The sequence below is a fragment of the Salinadaptatus halalkaliphilus genome (assembly GCF_006543045.1).
GTDB classification, from domain to species: Archaea; Halobacteriota; Halobacteria; order Halobacteriales; family Natrialbaceae; genus Salinadaptatus; species Salinadaptatus halalkaliphilus.
The window spans coordinates 41931-61787 of the sequence record NZ_RBZW01000021.1 but is presented as its reverse complement, the minus strand read 5'-3'; the positions used below and the strand labels follow the sequence as shown (position 1 = coordinate 61787).

Below are 19857 nucleotides of genomic sequence, written 5' to 3'. Positions count from 1 at the left end.
ACTACAGCAGATACTCGTCGATGAGCCGCCCCTGACCGCGTCGAAGGCGTTCGCTGACCGCCTGATTCGAGATATCGAGCGAGTCGGCGATCGTCGCGAGCGTCGTGTTGCGAGGCACGTCGAAAAAGCCGTGCTCGTGGGCGAGGACGAGCGCTTCCCGCTGTGACTCGGTCAGAAACTCCCGGTTTCGGACGCGACGGGCCTGATCGCCGTCCGCCAGTCGATGTAGTTCGAACTCCACGTCTTCGTCCTCGAGAAACGCGTGATACGCTGTGAACGCATCGCGGTCGGGAAACCGCATCTCGACCGCCCAGCGGCCGTCGGTCGCGCGACATTCGAGTAACTCGCCACCGACGGAGACCCACTGTCGATAGGCGCCGACGACATCGGAGTCGCTGCGGTGAATCCGATACAGTGCCCACTCGTCGGTCGTCCCGACGCGATCGAAGCTATCGACGGTGTCGTCGGTCGTGAGGGTGGCTTCGAAATGTGGTGGCTCTGCACACCGGACCCAGCAGAACGCGACCGGCTGCTCGGGATCGACCGCATACTGGCGCTCGAGGTCGATAGTAACCGCCGGCATCGCCTCGAGTGTCGGCCCGAGAACGAGGTTCGGTGATGCCGCCTCGAACTCCGCGAGGAGACTCATGCACAGTGCTCGAGAGTGGAGACGCAAAACCGTTTAGGCCAATCTGTCTTTTTCAGGCTTGCTCGGCGATAATACCAATCCTCAGGCGTCGGAAGCGGCCTCGACCGTCTCCCGAACCGCCTCGACGCCCCCCTCGTGAGCCAGATCACCGACGACGACGACGTCGGCGTACTGGGCCATCGCGTGGGCCGAGTCGTAGTCGTGGATGCCGCCGCCGTAGAACAGCGTCGCCTCGTCGGTCGCCTCACTCGCGGCCTCGACGATCGCCGGGTCGCCCAGCATTCCCGAGTACTCGAGATAGACGATCTCCTGCCCGAACAGCCGTTCGGCGACCTCGGCGTAGGCGGCGACGTCGTCGGCCTCGAGGTCGCAGTCGGCTTCCGTGTAGGTCGCGACGTCGGCGTCGGGGTTCATCACGATGTAGGCCTCGGTCGTCGTTCGGTCCCAGTCTAATCCGTCGTCGATGCGGACCCACTCCTTGTGGGCGCCGGTGATCCAGAACGGCGAGCCAGCGTTGAACACCGTCGGGATGAGATATCCCTCGAGCGCTTCGTTGTCGATGACGACATCCGGACTCGAAGGCTCCTGATAGAGCGCCACGTCGTGTTCGGAACAGGCATCGACGACAGCTTCCATGTTTGCCTCGGTGATCCCCATCGTGCCGCCGACCTCGATCGCGTCGGTGCCGGTCGCACAGAGATCGCCGTAGGTCACGCCGTCGGGTAACTCCTTGTCGGGATCGATCTTGAGAATGTGATCCCACTCCTCCCAGGGGGCAGTCATACCGCGTCGTTTCCCGACTACCAGCAAAAACGCTACGAAACGGTCGACCCGCAGTTCGGCGAGATGTGACGGCAGCAATCGACAGGTGCCGATGGGAGTCGCCCTACCGACGCGCCTCGAGTTCGGACTCTAACTCCTCGAGGTCCATGTCTTTCATCGAGAGGAGCACGAGCAGGTGATAGACGATGTCGGCGGCTTCGGCGGCGATCTCCTCGCGATCGTCGTCTTTAGCGGCGAGGACGAGTTCGGTCGACTCCTCGCCGAGTTTCTCGAGGACGGCGTTTTCCCCCTTCTCGTGGGTAAACAGTGAGGCGGTATAGGAGTCCTCGGGGAGCGTTTCCTTGCGGTCTTCGATCACGTCGAACAACGCTTCGAGTGTGTCATCCATCTAGAGGTCACCGGAGACGTTGCGGATGTCTTCTAACTCGTCGAACTTCTCGCTGTCGTCTCGACCGTCCGCGAAGACGTCTTCGGTCACCTCGATGGGGGCGTTCGTTCGGGCTGCAAGCGCCAGCGAGTCGCTCGGGCGGGCGTCGATGACGGTCTCGCCACGGGGCGTCTCGACGTACAGGTCGGCGATGTAGGTGCCGCCTTGCCCTCCGACCCGCTGTTCGATCTCGTTGACCACGATCCGATCGATTCGACTGCCCAGTTCCTCCATGACGTCTAACAGGAGATCGTGGGTCAGCGGTCGGCCGATATCTTCGGCCTCGAGGCCGCGGGCGATGCTGGTCGCCTCGTTGAAGCCGATGAAGATGGGGACGATGTCGTCCTCGCCGTCGACGGCCAGGACGACAACGGGAACTGGCCCCTGGGGCGTTCCCGCGACGCGAACGGCGTCGATAGACGCGTGCATACCCTCATAGATGGGGGCGAACAAGAAAAACATGGACGGTCGCGTATGCATGCACGGTAGTCGTGCGAAATGACGTTGCTCACACGACTGCCCCCCACTCTCGAAATAATGGAGAAATATGTATTAAGACGGAATAGAGTGGCCGTTCGTCCAATATGTGATGCGTGAAGTCAGGTATCACCTCGACAATAACCTTTATAGTTGGACACACCAATACAACAAACGAGGTGGTGAGAACAAATACCAATCGACGACCCAACACCAACACGATACTCATTGTGGCCCTGTGGCATACCCTCGTGCACCGGTGACTGACACCGCCAGCACACGTTGCCGTTCGCTATCCGTTTTTCGTCACGACCGTCAACCTGAGACGCCGTCCGACCGACACCGTCGATACCGTGTACAGACGTGTCCCGCTATCGGCCCGAAAAACCGTCAGGATCGACCGATACTGGATGGTTCCAACACGGCGTCTACTGGTGATCCTCGAGTTCCGGAACCACTGCAGCGTCGTTTTCGAAGAAGGCCAGGCCGTGGACGCGGCTATCCGGCGTCAACTCGGGGTGGAACGAGGTGGCGACGACTGGACCGTCGCGGACGGCGACCGGACGATCGTCCCACGCTGCTAGCACCTCGGCGTCGCCGACGTCGTCGATAACGGGCGCGCGGATGAACACCGCAGGATAGGGCGCTGCGAGCCCGTCGATCGCGAGCGGGGCCTCGAAGCTATCTTTCTGGCGACCGAAGGCGTTGCGCTGGACGGTCACGTCGACGAGTTCGAGTTCCTCGACGCGGTCGTCGTTGGCGTCGCTCGAGGCGACGATCAGGCCGGCACAGGTCGCGAGCAGGGGTTTCCCGGTGTCGACGTGGGCCCGAATTTCGGGCGCGATACCCTCGCTGTGGAGCAGCCTCGAGATGGTCGTCGACTCGCCGCCGGGCATCGCGAGCAGGTCACAGTCCGGAACGATTCCCGACTCGCGGATCTCGTGGACGGTGACTTCGTATCCGCGCTCGCGCGCGGCTCGATCGATGGCGGCTGCGTGCTCTTCGACATCGCCCTGGACGGCGACGACGCCCGCAGTCAGTGTCATACCAGCGGTAGGGATGGACGGCTCAAAAAGGACGCGCCACGGGGTGGCGATCCGGTAACGCTGGCCGTCCGCTCTCGAGGGCGCTACCGACGGAGCGTCGAGATACAGTGCCAGCAGTAGGTGTAGGTCTGATCCGCGGCGTTTCGGGCCCCACAGTGGGGACACCGAATCGTCTCCCCGTCGAACTCCCGGTCGTCGTCGGTCGGCCCTCGATCGCCGACCTCGTCGCCGGTCCGCGGATATCGATCGGGTTCCGGTGAGGAGTGTGACTGCGCGCGATTCGGATCGGCAAACGACGGCGTCCCTGCACTATCGCTTTCTTCTCCTCGAACGTAGACGTAGTATAGTACCAGATGGAGGAGGGCAAACAGCACCACGTAACCGATGAGCCAGCCCCAGAGCTCCATCGGCGTGGTATACGTTCTCAGTACACTTGGATATTCCCCGGTTCAGCGATCGTGACAGTTCGGGCCGGAGATACTACTGGGGTGGCGAGTGGTCACGACCGAACTCGTCGAAGACCTCGAGGTCGTCCGGCAAATCGTACTCGATCCGGCGCTGTTCCTGACGGTTGACGCCGGCGTCTTCCAGCGGCGTGGCGACGTCTTCCCAGCCGGGTTTGATCTTGACGCTCTTGGCGGGTGCACCGATAGCGATGTGGTGTGCTGGAACGTCGTGTTGGACGATGCCGCGTGCACCGACGATGGCGTTTTCGCCGATCTTGCAGCCGGCCCGAACCATCGAATCGTAGGTGAGTCGCACGTCGTCTTCGACGATCGTGTGGTAGTTCCGAACCGCGGTCTGGTCGACGACATCGTGATCGTGGCTGTAAATGTGGGCGCCGTCGGAGATCGAGACCCGGTCACCGATCGTGAGCGTCCCGCGGTCGTCCAGGTGGACGTCGTCGTGGACGACCACGTTGTCGCCGATCGTGATGTTGTGGCCGTAGGTAAACGAGATACCCTTGAAGAATCGGCAGTTGTCCCCGCACTCGGCAAAAAGGTGGTCCGCGAGCATCCGCCGGAAGCGAAGCGCGAACTCGACATTGTCGGCGATCGGTAGGCTGTCGAACTGCCGCCAGAGCCACTGGAGGTGCTTGGAGCGGCGAAATTTCTCCTCGTCTTTCTCGGCGTAGTACTCGCTCTCGAGGGTGGTGTTACAGGGATCGTAACTCTGTAGGCGGACGCGTTCGGCGGCCGACATCGACTCGCCGTTCTGCCAGCGGTCGTAGGCCTCCCGATCGCCCGAAAGATCGATCAGGACGTCCTCGACGACCGAACAGGTATCCTCCTCGCCGGCCAGCCGTCGATCGACCTCGTCGATGAACTCGCGCATGCCCGTCTCCGCCTCGTCGGGTAGCGAGACGTACCGCTTTGTCATACCTCGAGGCTTTGCCCGCCGCGTTCATAGGAGTTCGGTTGTGCGTCCGCTTCGCCGGCTCTCGAGCGGTGACACGGGTGTCACCGGCGCGCCTGGGCTCGCTGCCACCGCGAGAGCAAGAACGCGGGGAGCGCGATCGACACCACGAGCAACGCCGTGCCCACGACGACGGTGCCGCCGGCGAGCGTTCGTGGACCGACGGCTAACTGAGTCACGGCGACCGCAACGGCGACGATAGCAGCCAGCACGGCGCCCAGAAGGATGCGTTCCGAGACCGACCAGCCGACTCGAGCCATACGAGGCCTACTCGAGACTGACCCAAAAGCGGTTCGCCGTCGATCCGTGTGACTTATCGCGAACTGTCCGTGAACAACGACCATCACCGAAAGCGACGTGATTTCACGTGAGCAATCTTCAACTACTGGAACGGGTCGGACAGGTCACGAGCAAGTACTTCGTCGTCTGGGTGCTGATCGCCGCCGCGGTCGCGTTGTATGCGCCCGAGACGTTCGTCCCGATCGGCGACTACATCTCGATACTGCTTGGCATTATCATGCTCGGGATGGGCCTGACGCTGACGCCCGCGGACTTCCGACGGATTCTCGAGCGCCCTCGAGACGTGCTGATCGGCGCGTTGGCCCAGTGGATCGCGATGCCGGTGATCGCGTACGTCCTCGTCGTCGGCCTCGGACTGCCCTGGGAGATCGGCGTCGGTCTGATCCTCGTCGGTGCCGCGCCGGGCGGGACGGCCTCGAACGTGATGACCTACCTCGGCCGCGGGGACGTGGCGCTGTCGGTGACGATCACGTCGCTGACGACGATCGCCGCACCGCTGGTGATGCCCGCGTGGGTCGTCCTGCTGGCCGGCGAGCAGATCTCCGTCACGTTCGCCGAGATGGCCGAATCGATCGTGTTGATCGTCCTGATTCCGGTCGTGGCCGGCCTTCTCCTGCGTCTGGCACTCGATAAATACGCGCCGACGGCGGCGAAAGCCGGCCTCTCTATCTTCCCGGCGATCAGCGTCGTCGCCATCGTCGCCATCGTCGCGGCCGTCGTGGGGCTCAATGTCGAGGAGATCCTCACCGCGAGTGCGGTCGTCTTCCTCGCCGTTGTCCTCCACAACGGCCTCGGCCTCGGCGCCGGCTACGGCGTTGGCTACCTGACCGGGATGACCGAAGACCGAGCGCGGGCCTGCGCGTTCGAGGTCGGGCTACAGAACAGCGGCCTCGCGGTCGCGCTCGCGGTGGCCTTTTTCGATCCCGTCGCCGCCCTCATCCCAGCGCTGTTTAGCGTCTGGCACAACGTCTCCGGGCCGGCGCTCGCGACCGTCTTCACCCGGATCGACGGCGAGTCCGTCTCCGACTACGACGCCGGTATCGCCTCGGACTAACGACTCCGGACCCGCCCGTCGTCGTTTCGAACCGTCCGAAACGTTTTGGAAGATGGAACGGTTCTACCGCACTCCTTAGTTTCTTTTAATCCGTTATGGGGACAACCTTTTACGTCCGGTCACTGTGCTATACGCTATCATGAATGGCGTCACTTACGTCGAGAAGGCGTGTGCCTACATCACGCGAGCCTCGGGCGAACTCCTCGTCTTCGAGGGCCCCGGTCACGACGGCCTCCAGATTCCGAAAGGGACCCTCGAGCCCGGGGAAACCCCGCGGGAAGCGCTCTTTCGCGAAGTTCTCGAGGAGACCGGTCTCGGGACGCTGAACGCGGCCCAGCATCTGACGACCGATGTCTGGACGCGACGGCGCTCGCCGCCAAAGCGCTACGTTCGTCACTTCTTCCACGCGACGGTTCACGAACCTCGCGAGGCGTGGACCCACACCGTCACCGACGGCGGCGAGGAACACGGCGCGGCGTTCGACCTGTACTGGGTCTCGCCGGAAACCGCACGGGAGTTCGCGCTCGATCTGGACGATTACGTGCCGTTGTTGCCCTCGAGCGAGTCCGCGACCGATGGGATCCCTGCGGCCTCTGACTGAAATCGACCGCGACGAGTGACGACGCCGGCGAACCGACTAGGAGAGTGCGCGCTCGACAGCGTCGGCGACGCTTCGTGCCTTGTCGGCTAACTCGGCCGAGACGTGACCGTCGGCGACGGCAGCCTCGAGTTCGTCCGCGTCGACGGTCTCGACCGTGCCGTCGGGCGTCCGAATCACGTCAATGTACAGATCGACGTAGCGCACGGTGTCGGGAAAGAGTTCGACCGGGGTACAGACGTTGACGTAGGTGCCCTTGGACCCGCCGTCCGAACCCTTGTACGTCGTCGGATACCACCATCGGCCCTCGCGGAACTTCGTGACGGCGACGTCGCCCGACTCCTTGGGCGTCCCGAGCGCGTCGTAGGTTCCGCCGCCGCCCATCGACCGCTCGAGGGTGAGCGATCCATCCGAATCGAACTCGGTGACGTCGCCGTAGCCGAGCGAGATGAGCGTGCCGTCGGGTTTGCCGTGATCGATCTCGAGGCGGTCGCCGTCGGTCGGCCCGAACTGTCTGGCGACGGTCTCGAAGGGAAAGTCGTCGCTTTCCCCACCCGGCGACTCGGCGACGGCTTCGGCGAAGTCGACGGCCGCACTCGCCGCCCGATCGGCGGCTTTCGTCCGATGGTGGCCGGCCATCGTCGCCTCGACATCGCGACGCAGGGCGTCCAGTTCGAACCGCGACTCGCGGCCGAACCAGAGCCACGCCGTCCGCTTCGGTGTAGCTCGCTCGCCAGGATCGGCTGGCTCGTCGATCCCTCCCGGGGCGTCTGCGAGCGCCTCCTCGAGCCCCTCGGCTCGTTCGGCGGCGTCTTCGAGTGCGGTCGTCATCGCCTCGAGGTCGGCGTCGGCGGCCGGGCGCTGCCACCGAAGGCCCCAGCCGTCCGGGCGGTCGACCGAGAGCAAGTCGGTCATCCCGACGAGTTCCTCGGCTCGCTCGCCCGACAGCGCAGCCGAAACGCCGGTTCGATCCCGCGAGAGTCGACAGAGGCCGCCCCCGACCGCGAGCGTCGGGCGGACGAGCGGCCGGTCGTCGTCCCAGGGCGGGATCGGTTCGTCGACCTGTACCCGATAGCGGTTGCCGGCGTCGACGTAGCCGTCGACGGCGTCGTATTGCAAATAGCCGCGTCGACCGTCGCCGAGATCGACGACCGCGCCGCTGCCGCCGTCGGCATCGAGCACTTCGGCGTCGAAGACCGATCCCCGCGGGACGGCATCGCTCCAGTGGAAGGTATCGATTGCAACCGCCTCGAGCAGCGAGACGATCGTCTCGACGGCGTCGGGGTCGCCCGAAACCTCGAGGCCCTGTCTGTCGCGGGTCGTCCAGATGGTGACATCCGCCGGGGCGGCTTCGAACGATTCCTCGAAGCGCTCGCAGATGGGGTCGGAGGCCTGGACGACCTCGAAGCCGTCGTCGATCAGCAGTTGCGTGAGCGCCGTCGTGTATATGCCACGGATGCGGACGGTTGCTGGATGCTCAGTCATTGTAGTGTCTCGCGTGCGGGGGCGAACCGAACGCGGTCGTGGATCGTCGGCCCCAGGGTCAGTTCGATGTGTGCGTTTGCGGCCTCGAGATCGTCGCCACCGTCGAGAATGCGACCGTCCTCGACGTAAACGCCCCACGAGTCGAAGCGCAGCCAGCCGCGCATTTCGTCGGCGTGAGTCGTCAGATCGAGCCACTCGATGGCGTGTTCGGGGTAGTCGGCCGTTGAGTGGGCCAGTTCCATATCCGAGTAGACGGTGTCGTGTGCCGCGAAGAAGTCCTCGAGCGCCGCCGCGTCGGTCTCGACGGCATCGACGACCGCTTGCGAAGCCGCCCGGAGGTCGTCGGTCTCGAGGCCGACCTCGCGAAGCGCCCGCTGAGTTCGCTGGTCGAAGTGCATGGCCGTCGGTTGGGCCGGGATCCCTATGTCAATTCCGAGTCCGTACCAGGCGAGACCTATCCTGGGCGTCCCAACGCTTACCGGGTGAGCAGCCGTACGAATCCGTATGCAGCGCAGGCGTGACCCGGTCGAACGCGCGGACGAGGAGTCGCGGGACCTGTACGACGTTGCGACGTGGGAGCCCCGATCGGCGCTCGATCGCCTCGCGTACGCGATCTACATGGCGATCACGTACGGACTTCACGGCATCGTCTTGCTGGTCGCACTCGCGATCACGTTGGCACTACTGCTCCAGCCGGGGATTCTCGTCCTCGAGCAGCCCTGGATCGGGATTTTCTTCGCGTTGTCGGTCGTCCCCGCCGGCGCGCTGGCGGCCTTTATCTGGTACACCGACGTGACGACGAACGAACCGCTTGGGTTGCTGGTGGGGACATTCGTGCTGGCCGTGCTCTTTGCGACGTTCGCGGCCGTCGTCAACAGCGTGACACAGCCGTTCTTCCAAGCGATTCCGATCGTCGGCTGGGCGCTCTTTTTTTATCTGATCGTCGGTCCCGTCGAGGAGATCGTCAAACTGCTCGCGGTTCGGGTCTTCGCCTACCGCAGTGACACGTTCGACGCGGTGATCGACGGGGCGGTCTACGGCGCCATCGCCGGCCTGGGATTCGCGGCGATCGAGAACGCGATCTACATCAGCAGTACGCTGCTTGAGGCCGAAACTGGGCTGTTCACCGCGGCCACCGGCATTGCGACGGTTCGGGCGCTCGTCGGTCCGGGCCACGTCATCTACTCGGCGATCGCGGGCTACTACCTCGGGCTCGCGAAGTTCAACCCCAACGACGCGGGGCCACTCGTCGTCAAAGGGCTGCTGGTCGCCGCGTTCGTCCACGCCACCTACAACACCACGGTCGGTATCGTCCCGGATTTACTCGCGATGCTGTACCCGGCGTTGACCTTCGAAATCGCGTTCGTCGGCTACGTGATCGCCTTCAACCTCGCGATCGGTTACTACCTCTACCGGAAGATCGCCCGCTACCGCCGAACCTATCTCGCGGTCAGGGACGATATCGACGAGCCGTCGCCACCCGAACTGACCGAGTTCGATCCGCCGAAACGGTAACGGAGCGAGATCGGCCTCGAGCGTCCGAGACGCGACCGTTTGCGGGGCGCACGCTGGTGCAGGCACTACCGGCTTGGGTCCAAGCCGCCCAGTCCGGATCATGTGTGGAACCTTTACCGACGACGACCTCGAGAAGCGCGTCGAGAGTGCGACTGGCGACGAAATCGGCACGATCACCGCCGTCGACGACGAGACAGCCCAGCTCGAACCCCAACCGGGGATGATCGATTCGATCAAGGCGACGCTGGGCTGGACATCGAGTAGCGACACGATTTCGATCCACGACGACGACATCGACGAGATCACCACCGATACCGTCCGTCTCGAGGGCGGGGCACTCGAGGGGCCGATGATGGCTCACCAGCGCGCGCTCGACGCGATGGCATCGACGGCGACGAGCTATCTGAACGCCGTCACAGCGATGACGAGTCCGCAGGATCGACGGCGATCGACGGCGAGTACCGAACCGGGTGACGAGGAACTCTTTGAGGCGCTCGCGGACCACCGCGAACACGTCCGGGAACTCCGGGCGTCGATCGACGACCCGGCGAATCGGTCCGGCGACCGGGTCGACGACCACGCCGACCGGCACGTCGCCGTGCTCGAGCGCCAAGCGGACCTCCTCGAGCGGTGTCAGCAACAGCTCGAAGCCGGGTCGGAGTAAGACCGCCGGATCGTGGTGAGACCGCCAAACCGGTGCGAGAGACCGCCGGATCGAAGCGAGACACCTCGTGGCGCGCTCGAGCGACCCGATTCGTGATCGGAGCACAAAACGTATGGGTTCGTGACCGGTAGCCGATCGTATGATTCCGATCGTCGGCTCGCTCGTCGCGTTCGTCGTGGCACTGCTCGTCGGCGGACTGGCGATCTACGTCAGTGCGACCGTCGTCGCCGACGTCGACGACTACTCCCACGCCGTGTTCACCGCGATTTTCGGTGCGATCGCGTGGGCGCTGACCGCCTGGATTCCGCTCGCCGGCCCGCTGCTGGCGCTCGTCGCGTGGGTCTGGGTGATCAACTGGCGGTATCCCGGCGGCTGGACGACCGCCGCCGCGATCGGCGTCGTCGCCTGGCTCGTCGCGCTCGTCGTCCTGTTCGTCCTCGAGTCGCTGCTGGGACTGGGCGTCGGCGCGTTCGGGATTCCGGGCGTCTAACGCGCTCGATTGTCGCTATTCGTCGAAGCGGGCCTCCAGCAACCGTTCCACGTACTTCGCGAGCACGTCGATCTCGAGGTGGACCGGATCGCCGGGCTCCTTGCCCGAAAGCGTCGTCAGTTCGTAGGTCGTCGGGATGATGGCGACGGTGACGGTGCCAGCAGCTTCCGCGAGGTCGGCGACGGTCAGACTGATACCGTCGAGCGTGATCGACCCTTTTTCGACGACGTAGCGGTCGTACCCTGCGGGCAGCTCGAACTCGAAGAACCAGTCACCTCCCGGTTCGTCACCGGTCGGTTCATCCGAGGCCCGTAGCGCCTCGCTCTCGCCAGCTGACTCGACACCCGTGACTGTCGCGACTGCGTCGACGTGGCCTTGGACGACGTGGCCGTCGAAGCGCCCGTCGGCGGGCATCGCTCGCTCGAGGTTGACCGCCGCGCCGTCCTCGAGGGCGCCCAGGTACGTCCGGTCGACGGTCTCGCTGGCGAGAAAGACCTCGAACCACTCGCCCTCGTCGTAGCGCTCGACCGTGAGACAGGCGCCGCTGACGCTGATACTCTGGCCGTGCTCGAGTCCCGTCGCGACGTCCTCGGCGCCGATCCGCAGCCGAAGGCCGTCGTCGGTCCGCTCGCGGGCGACGATCTCGCCGGTCTCCTCGACGATGCCGGTGAACATACTCGGGGATGGTCGATGCGGGCAGAAAGCCGTTCCGGGTCCGCTCGCGGGCGTGGTTTAGGGCGGCGATCCGCAGAGAGCCGCCGGGCTTTTGACACTCGCCGCGCTACGGAGTGGCAATGGCCGGCATCATCGATACGATCAAACTCGCGAGCATCCTCGTGCTGGCGCTGCCCGCGGCCTTCGCCGGGTTCAATCTCTTCGTCGGCGGCGAGCGACTCGTCGGCGCGACGCTGCTCGTGCTGGCCGGCGTGCTCGTCATCGCCCAGCGACGCCTCTCGCCATCGACGAGTGCGAAAGGGTTCGTCGTCGATCGACTTACCGGTGCGGTATCGGCGGAGCCGACCGACGACGACGAGCAGTAGCGGCTACTCGAGCAGCGCCGCGGGCTCGAGCGCCCGCGAGGGAGCCTCGAGCCACTCGGGGCCGCCTTCGTCGATCGCGAGGACATCGGCTACACGAACCCACCGCTCGCCCTCGAGACGAGCGGCCGCCTCGAGCCGAACGATGTTTTCGGGGCCGACCACGTCACCGCCCGCGAGCGGCGGTTCGCGGGGCTCGAGGCCGAGTCCCGAGACGTCGGTGGCGACGTCGTCGGCCTCGCCGAAGCCGAAGGCTCTGACCTCGGCCTCGAGGTCGGCTTCGACGGCCGTGACGGACTCGCTGTCGGCGGTCAACATCGCCCGACTCGAGCGGAAGGCGTGGGTGACGCCGACGTGGGCGCGTCGGTCGCGGCCGCCCTCGCCCTCGACGACGAAGGTCCGCGCCAGTCCGCCGTAGTATCCCTCAGGGTCGTGAGGTGCGACGCTGACGACGATCGGCTCACCGGGTCGACACGCCTCGTCGTCGGTTCCGAACTCGATTCGCGTGTTGGCGTCGGGAAACCCGCCGGCGGCGACAATCGCCTCGTCGATTGCGCGCCGAAGCCGTGTGGTGGTCAACCGCTCGGTTCGTTCGTCGGCGTTGTCGCCGCCAGTAACGAGTGTCCCGTCCGAACCCGTCGCCGACGCGAGCACCGACGCGGCCCGGCGAATTCCGGCGCTCGCGGCCGCCTGCGCGCGCTCGATCCGATCTCGCTCGGCGGTCGTCTTCGTCGTTCGAGCGCGTTCGAGGACGGCCGTCGAGGCGAGGTCGAAGCCGGCGCTCTCGAGGTGGAGCGCAGCGTCGTGCGGAATGTCGGCCGGCGTCAGAATCGTCGCCGACTCGCGATGCGGGAGGCTCTCGGCGAGGGTGATCGCCGGATGTGATCCCGACTGTGGCGACGAGCGGACGGTCCACGCCGCGGCGTCGTAGGCGACGGCGTAGCGGCTCGGACCGTCGTCCTCGATTGGCACATCGGCGACGGACAGCAGGTACCGGACCGTCGGCTCGCGACCGGTGCCGACGTGGGCGACTGCAGCCGCGTCGCGAGCCTCGATTTCGGCCTCGAGACGGCCCTCGACGTGCGCTCGAGCGTCGTCGAACGAAGGGATGGTCACGGCTTAGGGCGCTTCGGCTTCGATCTCTTCGGCGCCGGCGTCGCCCCCGTCCTCGAGTGGCTCCTGGGCGGTTTCGATCAGCTCCTCTAAGGTCGCGTCGGTCGGCTCGTTGTTGAGCAGGACGTCGATCGGGAGCGTCGGCGCGCCATCGACCAAGTTCTCCAGCAGGACGAGTCGTTCCCGGGCGCGAGACATACCGACGTAGAAGACGCGGCGTTCGTTATCCGTCAGCACGGGCACGGGCGAGGTCGTCTTGAGGAACTCCTCGACACCGGGGACATCCGTCGGATCGTCGACGGTCGCGACCATCTGCTCGACGACCTTCTCGGTGAGATCGGTACCGACGACGACGTGGTCGGCCTCGCGGCCCTTCGCGGAGTGGATGGTACCGACGCGGACGCGGTCGGTCTCCATACCTTTGTACTCGCCGATCGAGAAGTAGGATTTGACGCTCTTTTTCTGGAAGTTGGTCACCTTCCGGAGCATGTCGGAGGCCGAGTCGGGAGTCGGCATGAACGGGACGTGATCCTCGACGACCGATGCGGGGATCATGAGCCGCTCTAAGTCGTCGATACCGGCTTCTTCCTGGCGCTCGTCGATGGTGTCGAAGAGGTCGTCGCGTTCTTCGGTACCGAAGGCCGACTCCTGGAGCATGTCTGCGAGGCGCCTGGCCTGTAGGCCGGTAACGTCTTCGCCCGCGTGGATCGCCTCGACGGCGCGGACGTACTGGGTGAGCCGATCGGTCCACATCCGCTGGTCGGTCAGCGAGGTGAAGGGGACCCCTTCGGTGATGAACTCGTCGATGAACTGGAACATCTGGTAGCGCGCCCGAAAGAGGATCATGATCGTTCCCTCACCCTCAACCAAGGTCCGTCGCACCAGTCGGACGACATCGAGCATCGAGGCGTTGCGCCGGGCTTCGACCGCGCCGCCTTCCTTGCGCGGGTTGAGGTCCTTGTCCTGTCGGTGCTCGATGTGGCGTATCTCCTTGTTGACCGCGTTCAAAACGTTCGAGGGGAGCCGATAGGAGTTGGGTAGAATAACGTCGTCGTCGACCGCCTCCTCGAGCAGGAGTGCGGGATCGGCACCTTGCCAGGAGTAGACGACCTGGTCGTCGTCGCCGGCGATCAGCACCTGGTCCATGTGTGGTTTCCACTCCTCGTAGACATCGTACTGCAGCGTCGTAATGTCCTGAAACTCGTCGATCACCAGGTAATCGACGCTCGGCAGCAGCGAGCGCTGTTTGACCCGCTCGAGCATATCGGCGAAGCCGATCATGCCCTGCTCACCCTTGTAAGAGCGCCAGCCCCGAATCGCTTCGGGGACGTCGATCCGGTCGTCGTCGCTGGGCCAGGTCGGGGTGTACTTGTTGCCCTCCTGGGCGTTGGGGTCAATCTCCGGTGGCAGACGGACCTCCTCTTCGTCCCATTGGAAGGGAACGTCGTACCAGTCGGCGACATCCCGGCTGGTTCGCTGGAGCCACTGGCTCGTCGCGATTACCTTGTTACCGATCGTCGTCGAACGGGCGGTTCGTCGGCCGGCACCCGAATACTCGTCTTCGAACTCGAGGCCGAACTCCTCGCAAAACTCTTCCTTTTCGGATTCGCCGATGACGTCGCTCCGAGAGAGATCGAGTAGATCGTAGGCTTTGGCGTGCATCGTACAGACGTTGCCCTGCAGTGCACGCGGACTTTCGTCGAGACGTTCTGCGAGGCGCTCGCGAACCTCTTGGGCGGCTGCACGCGTGTACGAAACGACGAGAATATCCCGAAACGTGACGCCGTCCTGTTCTAAGATTTCTTCGACGTGGTCGAGAAGCGCGGTCGTCTTCCCGCTTCCCGGGCCACCGAACAGCCGGGTCACCTTCGTCTCCGTGGTAGTCATTGTACCTGTTCAAGAGCGCAATACCCATAAGTGACGTGGGTTTCGGTGCCGGAACCGGGCAATACCAGAACGCGCAGATCCGCGCATCAAGGATCGGTGAAACACATCGATAGCGACGATGAGGCGGGTCCAAAACGAGTACGAATCAAGGATTTCGCGGTGATCGGGCTGACCGAACGTCGGCACCGTCGCGGATCTTGTCCTCACAGTCCGGACAGACGCGTGGATCGTCGATTTCACGAGGTGTAAAGACACGCGCGTACGCTTCCGTTACGAATGCACCGCAGTTCTGGCATTCCGGCATTGTGACTCCCAGTGAATGTGTCTCGAGTAAAACGTTATAATTGTATCGCATAACGAGCACGGAAAATAGTCGCTCGCGACGACCGACTCGTCACGAAGCGAGGGCAGTTACCGACAGCATCAGTTCTCTGTAGTGGCTTGGGCGAACCTACGGCGTCGGCTGCCACCCACAGACGGTGCAGGATCTGGCCGACTGGTCGTGGAGGCCGCCACAGTCGGGACACTGCTTTTTGTTATAGTCTCGTTCCCACCCCACTTGTTCTACCGTGTGACCGCGAGTCGAGAGAAATTGATCGATGACGTCGTCACCGGCATCGTTGGGTGAGGTTCCCATATCCATGTGAATGGACACCACACTACTAAACGGTTGGGGTGGGTGAAAGTGCTGCCCCGTTCTTGGGTGTTAATGTCTCACATTAATACGGGTTGAGGTCGCGTTTTTCCGGTGATCGCCGCACCTGCTCGAGCGACCGCCGGGACAGCACGGATGTGGCGCCCACTCGCGTGGACCCAACCCGCGGGTTTTTCTCGTTCTCGCCCCAACGCGAGGGTATGAGTGACCTGCGCCTCGATGCGACGCAACTCGATCGCTACTCGAGACACGTCATTATGGACGAAATCGGTCCCGAGGGCCAACAGCGGCTGCTCGAGGCCAGCGTCCTGGTCCTCGGCGCGGGCGGACTCGGATCGCCGGCGATCCAGTACCTCGCGGCCGCGGGGGTCGGCCGGCTGGGGATCGTCGACGACGACGTCGTCGAGCGCTCGAACTTGCAGCGCCAGATCGTCCACGGCGACGCCGACGTCGGCCGGTCGAAAGTCGAAAGCGCGGCCGACTACGTCGACGCGCTCAACCCCGATATCACGGTCGAGACCCACGAGACGCGACTGACGGCCGACAACGTCGCCGGTCTCGTCGACGAGTACGACATCGTCCTCGACGCCAGCGACAACTTCGCCACGCGATACCTACTCAACGACTACTGTGTGCTCTCGGGGACGCCGCTCTCTCACGGGGCGATCTACCGGTTCGAGGGCCAGGTGACGACGTTTACGAACGATCGGTCGGGAGAGAGATCGCCACCGTGCTACCGCTGTGTCTTCCCGGAGGCTCCCGAACCCGGTACCGTCCCCGATTGTGCGACGACCGGCGTCCTCGGCGTGCTCCCCGGCACCGTCGGCTGCATCCAGGCCACCGAGGTCGTCAAGTACCTGCTGGGGAAGGGAGAGCTTCTCGAGGGGCGACTCCTGTTGTACGACGCGATGGATATGAGCTTCGAGACGGTCGACGTGCTGGCGAACCCGGCCTGTCCGATCTGTGGCGAGGAGCCCGCGATCGAGTCCGTCGACGACGTCGCCTACGAGGGCACCTGTCAGATCTCCGCCGACTGATTTCACCGACGCCATCGGATCGTCCGCGAGACATCACCGGAGTCGTTCGATCGTCCCCTTGTAACACGCCAGCGCGCCGATTACGGCGATACAGGAGACGAACGCGATCGTTCCGAGTTTCCCGCCGGCCCCGGTCACCGCCGGCGTCACGGCGAGATAGACCAGCCCACTCACGCCGCCGGCAACGGCGACGTGGCCCACTGACAGACGCTTCGCACTCGACATCCCGACGAACGAGGCACAGAACGCGACTGCCGCAAGCGTCTCCCCGACTCCGGGCAAGAGGAGGGGAAAGCCAACCCCCGCGAGAACGCCAACCAGCCCGGAGCCGACGACGGCACCCAACTCGAGGCGCAGACTCAAAAACACCGTCGCGACCGCCCCCGCGACCGCGACCGGGACGACAACGCCGACCAGTTCCCACGCTGGCGGGCTCGGCGAGCCGTACTCGAGGCCGGTGAGCGCGACCGCGCCGAGACAGCCACAGAGCGCGATCGTCCCGAGCTTGCCGCCGACGCCGTCGAACGATTCCGCCGTCGCGACGAAGCCGAGCCCGGCAACCGTCCCGGCCAGGGCGACGCCCTCGAGCGAGAACACGGCCGGCGAGGCCATCCCGACGAACGAACCGCAGTAGGCGGGGACGGCGACTCGCGGGGCGACCAGGCCGACGGCGAGGCCGACGAGTGCCGAGGCCAGGACGGGTCCGAGGCCCGCGGCGACGCTGATCGCGTAGGTGACGACGCCGCCGGCCGCGACTGCGAGTGCGTCGACTGCGTCCCCCTCGTCGAATCCGAGTGTGAGGGCGACGGAGCCGGCAGTCGGCCCGTCGACGTGCCAGCCGTCGACAACCCGCTTGCGCTCGCGGACGACCGCAACTGCGGCGGCGAGTACGAGTACGGCCTGCAGCCCGATCGTCGTTCGGACGACGGCCGTGTCCAGCGATGGCTCGGGCAGGCTGAGGAGGGCGCTGCCGAGCAGGACCACGGGTGTCAGGACCAATGCGAGATAGCCCGCGAACTGGATCGGACCGTACACACGACTCGCTCACGAGAGTGTCACCGAGAACGTTCCGATTCGACTCGACGGTATCGGTTCGACGGTTCCCGAAACGGACTCGAGGACACGCGTGATATCTGTGTCCGGTCGGCACAACCGCGGAACTGCGGGACGATCGCCCTCAGCCACCTCCCTGCACTGGGTTGGCATATCCGTCTCGTACGGACCGCCATACGAGTCCCGGCACACCCGCAGCCGGGTCGCGATTTTTCGCCAGAGCTGACGGACGGCGGTCCAGGTCACCACGGTTAGCGACGACGAAGCCGCTCGAGGAGTCCAGCGCCGTTCGAATTGGCCCTGGACGCCGACTCCCCCTCGAAGTCGGCGTTCGAACCGCCGCTGGAGGGAGCACTGGCGTCGGTCGACGATTCGCCTCCGGAACGGCCCAGCCGACGGCGAATCCAGGTTCGTGGTCCGCCGATCCGCTGGATCAAGTACGTCGGCAGGTAGAGCGCAACCGCACCGATAGCGAAGAATCCGACGCCAATTGCCGTCTCTCCCGACCGGAAGAGGTCGAATCCGATGACGAACATCGGCCCGGCCATCGAAAGCCCCGCGGCGGTCTGGAACATCCAGAGCAGTCCTGGCCCCTTCATCGTCACGGATCGATCGTCACGGCGTTAGGACTCCTCGAACGGCAGGGTCGGTTCGTGGTCGATCGCGTCGACAGCGGCCTCGAGGACGGTGTCGACGTTCTCGCCGGTTTCGACGCTCATCCGGTAATCGGCCGCAAGCTCCTCGCGAAGGCTGTCGTCCCAGACGTCTTCGCGATCGACCTTGTTCGCGACGGTCAGGACCGGCACGTCCTCGAACTGGGCGGTGATCGAGTCCCGGAGCTCGAGTTGAGACTCGAGGGGGTAGCCACACTCGCCGCTCGGGTCGACCATCACGAGCATGCAGTCCGCGAGGTGTTCGACGGCGCTGACAGCCTGGGATTCGATCTCGTTTCGTTCCTGGGGAGGGCGATCGAGCAGCCCCGGCGTGTCGACGATCTGGTGGCGGATGTGACCGTTCAACGCGGACCGATCGGACCGCTCGGATCCGGCGGCTGTCGCCGCCCCCTCGAAGTGGCCGACGCCGATGCCTTTCGTCGTGAACGGATACGACGCCGTCTCGCCGCGGGCGTTGGTTACGTCGTTGACGAACGACGACTTGCCGACGTTTGGATAGCCGGCGACGACAATCGTCGGCGTCTCGGGATCGATCTCGGGCAGATCCCGCAGGTCGTTGCGCGCCTCGTTGATGAACAGGAGATCGTCGTCGACCTGTTCGACGATATCGGCCAGTCGGGCGAAGGCCTGTTTACGGTGCTTGCGAGCGGTGTCGGCGTCGGTCTTGCGCAGGCGCGGCTGGTACTCCTCGTGAATCTCGCGAGCCTTCCGGCTGGCCCACATCACCTCCGAGAGGCTCTGGCGAAGGTCGTCGACGCCCGCGGCCTCGTCGCCGGGTCGAGCAGTCGACTCGAGGACGGCGTCGGCGAGTTCGTAGTAGAACGGATGGGCGTCGTACTCGAAGTCCGGCCACGCCGTCACGACGTTCTCCAGATTGTCCGAGATGATGTTCGCCGCGGTCTGGAGCATCGACTGCTGGGCCTCGAGGCCGCCCTTGGCCCTGCCGGCCCGTGCCGCCCGCGAAAACGCCTTGTCGATCAGCTCTTCCGACGTGGGCGTCGTCGGAAGGTCTTCGAAAATCATAGCGCTAGCTAGAACGCGCGGTGGTAAAAGCTCGTTCGTTACGCGCCGTGGCGGTCACTGCCTCCCAAACGCATACGGTCGCTCGAGTCCTGCTGCAGGTATGACCGACTGGCGTGCCGTCCTAATTGGCTTTCTCGTGACGACGATTCTCGGGCTGATCGGCCTCTCGGTGCCGGTTCTCGGCCAGCTCACGGCGGGGTTGATCGGCGGCTTCGTCGCCGGCTACCTCGCAGGCGGCGGACTCGGCCGCGGCGCCTGGCACGGACTGCTCTCGGGAGCGCTCGGCGGCATCGTCGCCGGGTTCCTCATCGCGGTCGTCGTCGGCCTCGCGGGCTGGGCGGGCGGACCGGCCGGCGGGCTCGTCACCGGCGTCGCCGGCATCGGTATCTTCGGCGTTGCCGTCCTCGTCTCGTTCGTGCTAGCGATAGAGAGCGCGCTGGCCGGGGCACTCGGTGGCCTCTTGTATCCCTAAAT

General features: G+C 64.9%; 26 protein-coding genes. 8 read left to right on the top strand and 18 right to left on the bottom strand.

All coding sequences use genetic code 11. The features are described 5' to 3' along the window. Position 1: 1 nt before the first annotated feature. The 8 genes from D8Y22_RS07635 to D8Y22_RS07600 form a co-directional block, all read right to left on the bottom strand. Positions 2-649, bottom strand: coding sequence for a helix-turn-helix domain-containing protein (locus D8Y22_RS07635; RefSeq protein WP_141464121.1), 648 nt, complete (start codon positions 647-649; stop codon positions 2-4). An 81-nt stretch (positions 650-730) separates the two neighbouring features. Next, complete coding sequence (locus D8Y22_RS07630; RefSeq protein ID WP_141464120.1) at positions 731-1432, bottom strand: phosphoglycerol geranylgeranyltransferase; 702 nt, start codon at positions 1430-1432, stop codon at positions 731-733. Positions 1433-1535: 103 nt separating this feature from the next. Beyond that, on the bottom strand, positions 1536-1820 hold the full coding sequence (hisE, locus tag D8Y22_RS07625) for a phosphoribosyl-ATP diphosphatase (RefSeq protein ID WP_141464119.1): 285 nt from the start codon (positions 1818-1820) through the stop codon (positions 1536-1538). Beyond that, the gene (locus D8Y22_RS07620) at positions 1821-2288 is read right to left on the bottom strand and encodes a bifunctional nuclease family protein (protein ID WP_141464118.1); all 468 of its coding nucleotides are present in this window, start codon (positions 2286-2288) and stop codon (positions 1821-1823) included. A gap of 476 nt (positions 2289-2764) precedes the next feature. After that, positions 2765-3382: a pyridoxal 5'-phosphate synthase glutaminase subunit PdxT gene (gene pdxT / locus D8Y22_RS07615; protein WP_141464117.1), complete on the bottom strand. Its 618-nt coding sequence runs from the start codon at positions 3380-3382 to the stop codon at positions 2765-2767. An 83-nt stretch (positions 3383-3465) separates the two neighbouring features. Then, positions 3466-3789, bottom strand: coding sequence for a DUF7577 domain-containing protein (locus D8Y22_RS07610; protein ID WP_141464116.1), 324 nt, complete (start codon positions 3787-3789; stop codon positions 3466-3468). A 73-nt stretch (positions 3790-3862) separates the two neighbouring features. Further along, positions 3863-4762 carry an acyltransferase gene (locus tag D8Y22_RS07605; protein ID WP_141464115.1) on the bottom strand — a complete coding sequence of 300 codons (900 nt, stop codon included), beginning with the start codon at positions 4760-4762 and terminating at the stop codon, positions 3863-3865. Positions 4763-4842: 80 nt separating this feature from the next. Next, complete coding sequence (locus D8Y22_RS07600) at positions 4843-5058, bottom strand: hypothetical protein (protein ID WP_141464114.1); 216 nt, start codon at positions 5056-5058, stop codon at positions 4843-4845. A 107-nt stretch (positions 5059-5165) separates the two neighbouring features. Between D8Y22_RS07600 and D8Y22_RS07595 the strand changes: the two genes are divergently transcribed. After that, on the top strand, positions 5166-6152 hold the full coding sequence (locus tag D8Y22_RS07595; RefSeq protein WP_141464113.1) for a bile acid:sodium symporter family protein: 987 nt from the start codon (positions 5166-5168) through the stop codon (positions 6150-6152). A 139-nt stretch (positions 6153-6291) separates the two neighbouring features. Then, positions 6292-6753 (top strand): NUDIX hydrolase, encoded by a 462-nt coding sequence (locus D8Y22_RS07590; protein WP_141464112.1) that lies wholly within the window; start codon positions 6292-6294, stop codon positions 6751-6753. A 36-nt stretch (positions 6754-6789) separates the two neighbouring features. Here the strand turns inward: D8Y22_RS07590 and D8Y22_RS07585 are convergent, their stop codons facing one another. Together D8Y22_RS07585 and D8Y22_RS07580 are read right to left on the bottom strand one after the other, a co-directional pair. Next, entirely contained in the window at positions 6790-8235 is a 1446-nt protein-coding gene (locus tag D8Y22_RS07585) for a DUF402 domain-containing protein (protein ID WP_141464111.1), read from the bottom strand. Continuing rightward, positions 8232-8633 (bottom strand): DUF7532 family protein, encoded by a 402-nt coding sequence (locus D8Y22_RS07580; protein WP_141464110.1) that lies wholly within the window; start codon positions 8631-8633, stop codon positions 8232-8234. Before D8Y22_RS07580 ends, D8Y22_RS07585 begins: the two co-directional genes overlap by 4 nt. Positions 8634-8739: 106 nt before the next feature. Between D8Y22_RS07580 and D8Y22_RS07575 the strand changes: the two genes are divergently transcribed. From D8Y22_RS07575 to D8Y22_RS07565, 3 genes are all read left to right on the top strand, one after another. Then, positions 8740-9750 carry a PrsW family intramembrane metalloprotease gene (locus D8Y22_RS07575; RefSeq protein ID WP_141464109.1) on the top strand — a complete coding sequence of 337 codons (1011 nt, stop codon included), beginning with the start codon at positions 8740-8742 and terminating at the stop codon, positions 9748-9750. Between the two features lie 100 nt (positions 9751-9850). After that, positions 9851-10414 carry a hypothetical protein gene (locus D8Y22_RS07570; protein WP_141464108.1) on the top strand — a complete coding sequence of 188 codons (564 nt, stop codon included), beginning with the start codon at positions 9851-9853 and terminating at the stop codon, positions 10412-10414. 139 nt (positions 10415-10553) lie between these two features. Then, positions 10554-10904, top strand: coding sequence for a hypothetical protein (locus D8Y22_RS07565; protein ID WP_141464107.1), 351 nt, complete (start codon positions 10554-10556; stop codon positions 10902-10904). A gap of 15 nt (positions 10905-10919) precedes the next feature. Here the strand turns inward: D8Y22_RS07565 and D8Y22_RS07560 are convergent, their stop codons facing one another. Further along, a complete protein-coding gene (locus D8Y22_RS07560; protein ID WP_141464106.1) occupies positions 10920-11579 on the bottom strand; it encodes a riboflavin synthase in 660 nt (219 codons plus the stop codon). A 119-nt stretch (positions 11580-11698) separates the two neighbouring features. On the opposite strand from D8Y22_RS07560, the gene D8Y22_RS07555 reads away from it, so the two are divergent. Then, positions 11699-11944: a DUF7533 family protein gene (locus D8Y22_RS07555; protein WP_141464105.1), complete on the top strand. Its 246-nt coding sequence runs from the start codon at positions 11699-11701 to the stop codon at positions 11942-11944. A gap of 3 nt (positions 11945-11947) precedes the next feature. Here the strand turns inward: D8Y22_RS07555 and D8Y22_RS07550 are convergent, their stop codons facing one another. The 4 genes from D8Y22_RS07550 to D8Y22_RS07540 all read right to left on the bottom strand — a co-directional run bounded on the left by D8Y22_RS07550 (position 11948) and on the right by D8Y22_RS07540 (position 15578). Continuing rightward, a complete protein-coding gene (locus D8Y22_RS07550) occupies positions 11948-13057 on the bottom strand; it encodes a M24 family metallopeptidase (RefSeq protein WP_141464104.1) in 1110 nt (369 codons plus the stop codon). 3 nt (positions 13058-13060) lie between these two features. Next, positions 13061-14941 carry a UvrD-helicase domain-containing protein gene (locus tag D8Y22_RS07545; protein WP_141464103.1) on the bottom strand — a complete coding sequence of 627 codons (1881 nt, stop codon included), beginning with the start codon at positions 14939-14941 and terminating at the stop codon, positions 13061-13063. Between the two features lie 145 nt (positions 14942-15086). Further along, positions 15087-15245: a DUF7563 family protein gene (locus tag D8Y22_RS23490; protein ID WP_449421050.1), complete on the bottom strand. Its 159-nt coding sequence runs from the start codon at positions 15243-15245 to the stop codon at positions 15087-15089. A 147-nt stretch (positions 15246-15392) separates the two neighbouring features. Beyond that, positions 15393-15578: an HVO_0416 family zinc finger protein gene (locus D8Y22_RS07540; RefSeq protein WP_141464102.1), complete on the bottom strand. Its 186-nt coding sequence runs from the start codon at positions 15576-15578 to the stop codon at positions 15393-15395. A gap of 218 nt (positions 15579-15796) precedes the next feature. Here D8Y22_RS07540 and ubaA point away from each other — a divergent pair, with 218 nt between their 5' ends. After that, positions 15797-16633 carry an SAMP-activating enzyme E1 gene (gene ubaA, locus D8Y22_RS07535; protein WP_141464101.1) on the top strand — a complete coding sequence of 279 codons (837 nt, stop codon included), beginning with the start codon at positions 15797-15799 and terminating at the stop codon, positions 16631-16633. Between the two features lie 33 nt (positions 16634-16666). Here the strand turns inward: ubaA and D8Y22_RS07530 are convergent, their stop codons facing one another. The 3 genes from D8Y22_RS07530 to D8Y22_RS07520 form a co-directional block, all read right to left on the bottom strand. Further along, entirely contained in the window at positions 16667-17668 is a 1002-nt protein-coding gene (locus D8Y22_RS07530) for a hypothetical protein (RefSeq protein ID WP_141464100.1), read from the bottom strand. Between the two features lie 269 nt (positions 17669-17937). Next, positions 17938-18285 (bottom strand): hypothetical protein, encoded by a 348-nt coding sequence (locus tag D8Y22_RS07525; RefSeq protein ID WP_141464099.1) that lies wholly within the window; start codon positions 18283-18285, stop codon positions 17938-17940. Positions 18286-18309: 24 nt separating this feature from the next. Next, the gene (locus D8Y22_RS07520) at positions 18310-19383 is read right to left on the bottom strand and encodes an NOG1 family protein (protein WP_141464098.1); all 1074 of its coding nucleotides are present in this window, start codon (positions 19381-19383) and stop codon (positions 18310-18312) included. Positions 19384-19483: 100 nt separating this feature from the next. Here D8Y22_RS07520 and D8Y22_RS07515 point away from each other — a divergent pair, with 100 nt between their 5' ends. Next, positions 19484-19855 carry a DUF5518 domain-containing protein gene (locus D8Y22_RS07515; RefSeq protein ID WP_141464097.1) on the top strand — a complete coding sequence of 124 codons (372 nt, stop codon included), beginning with the start codon at positions 19484-19486 and terminating at the stop codon, positions 19853-19855. The last annotated feature ends 2 nt before the right edge of the window (positions 19856-19857 follow it).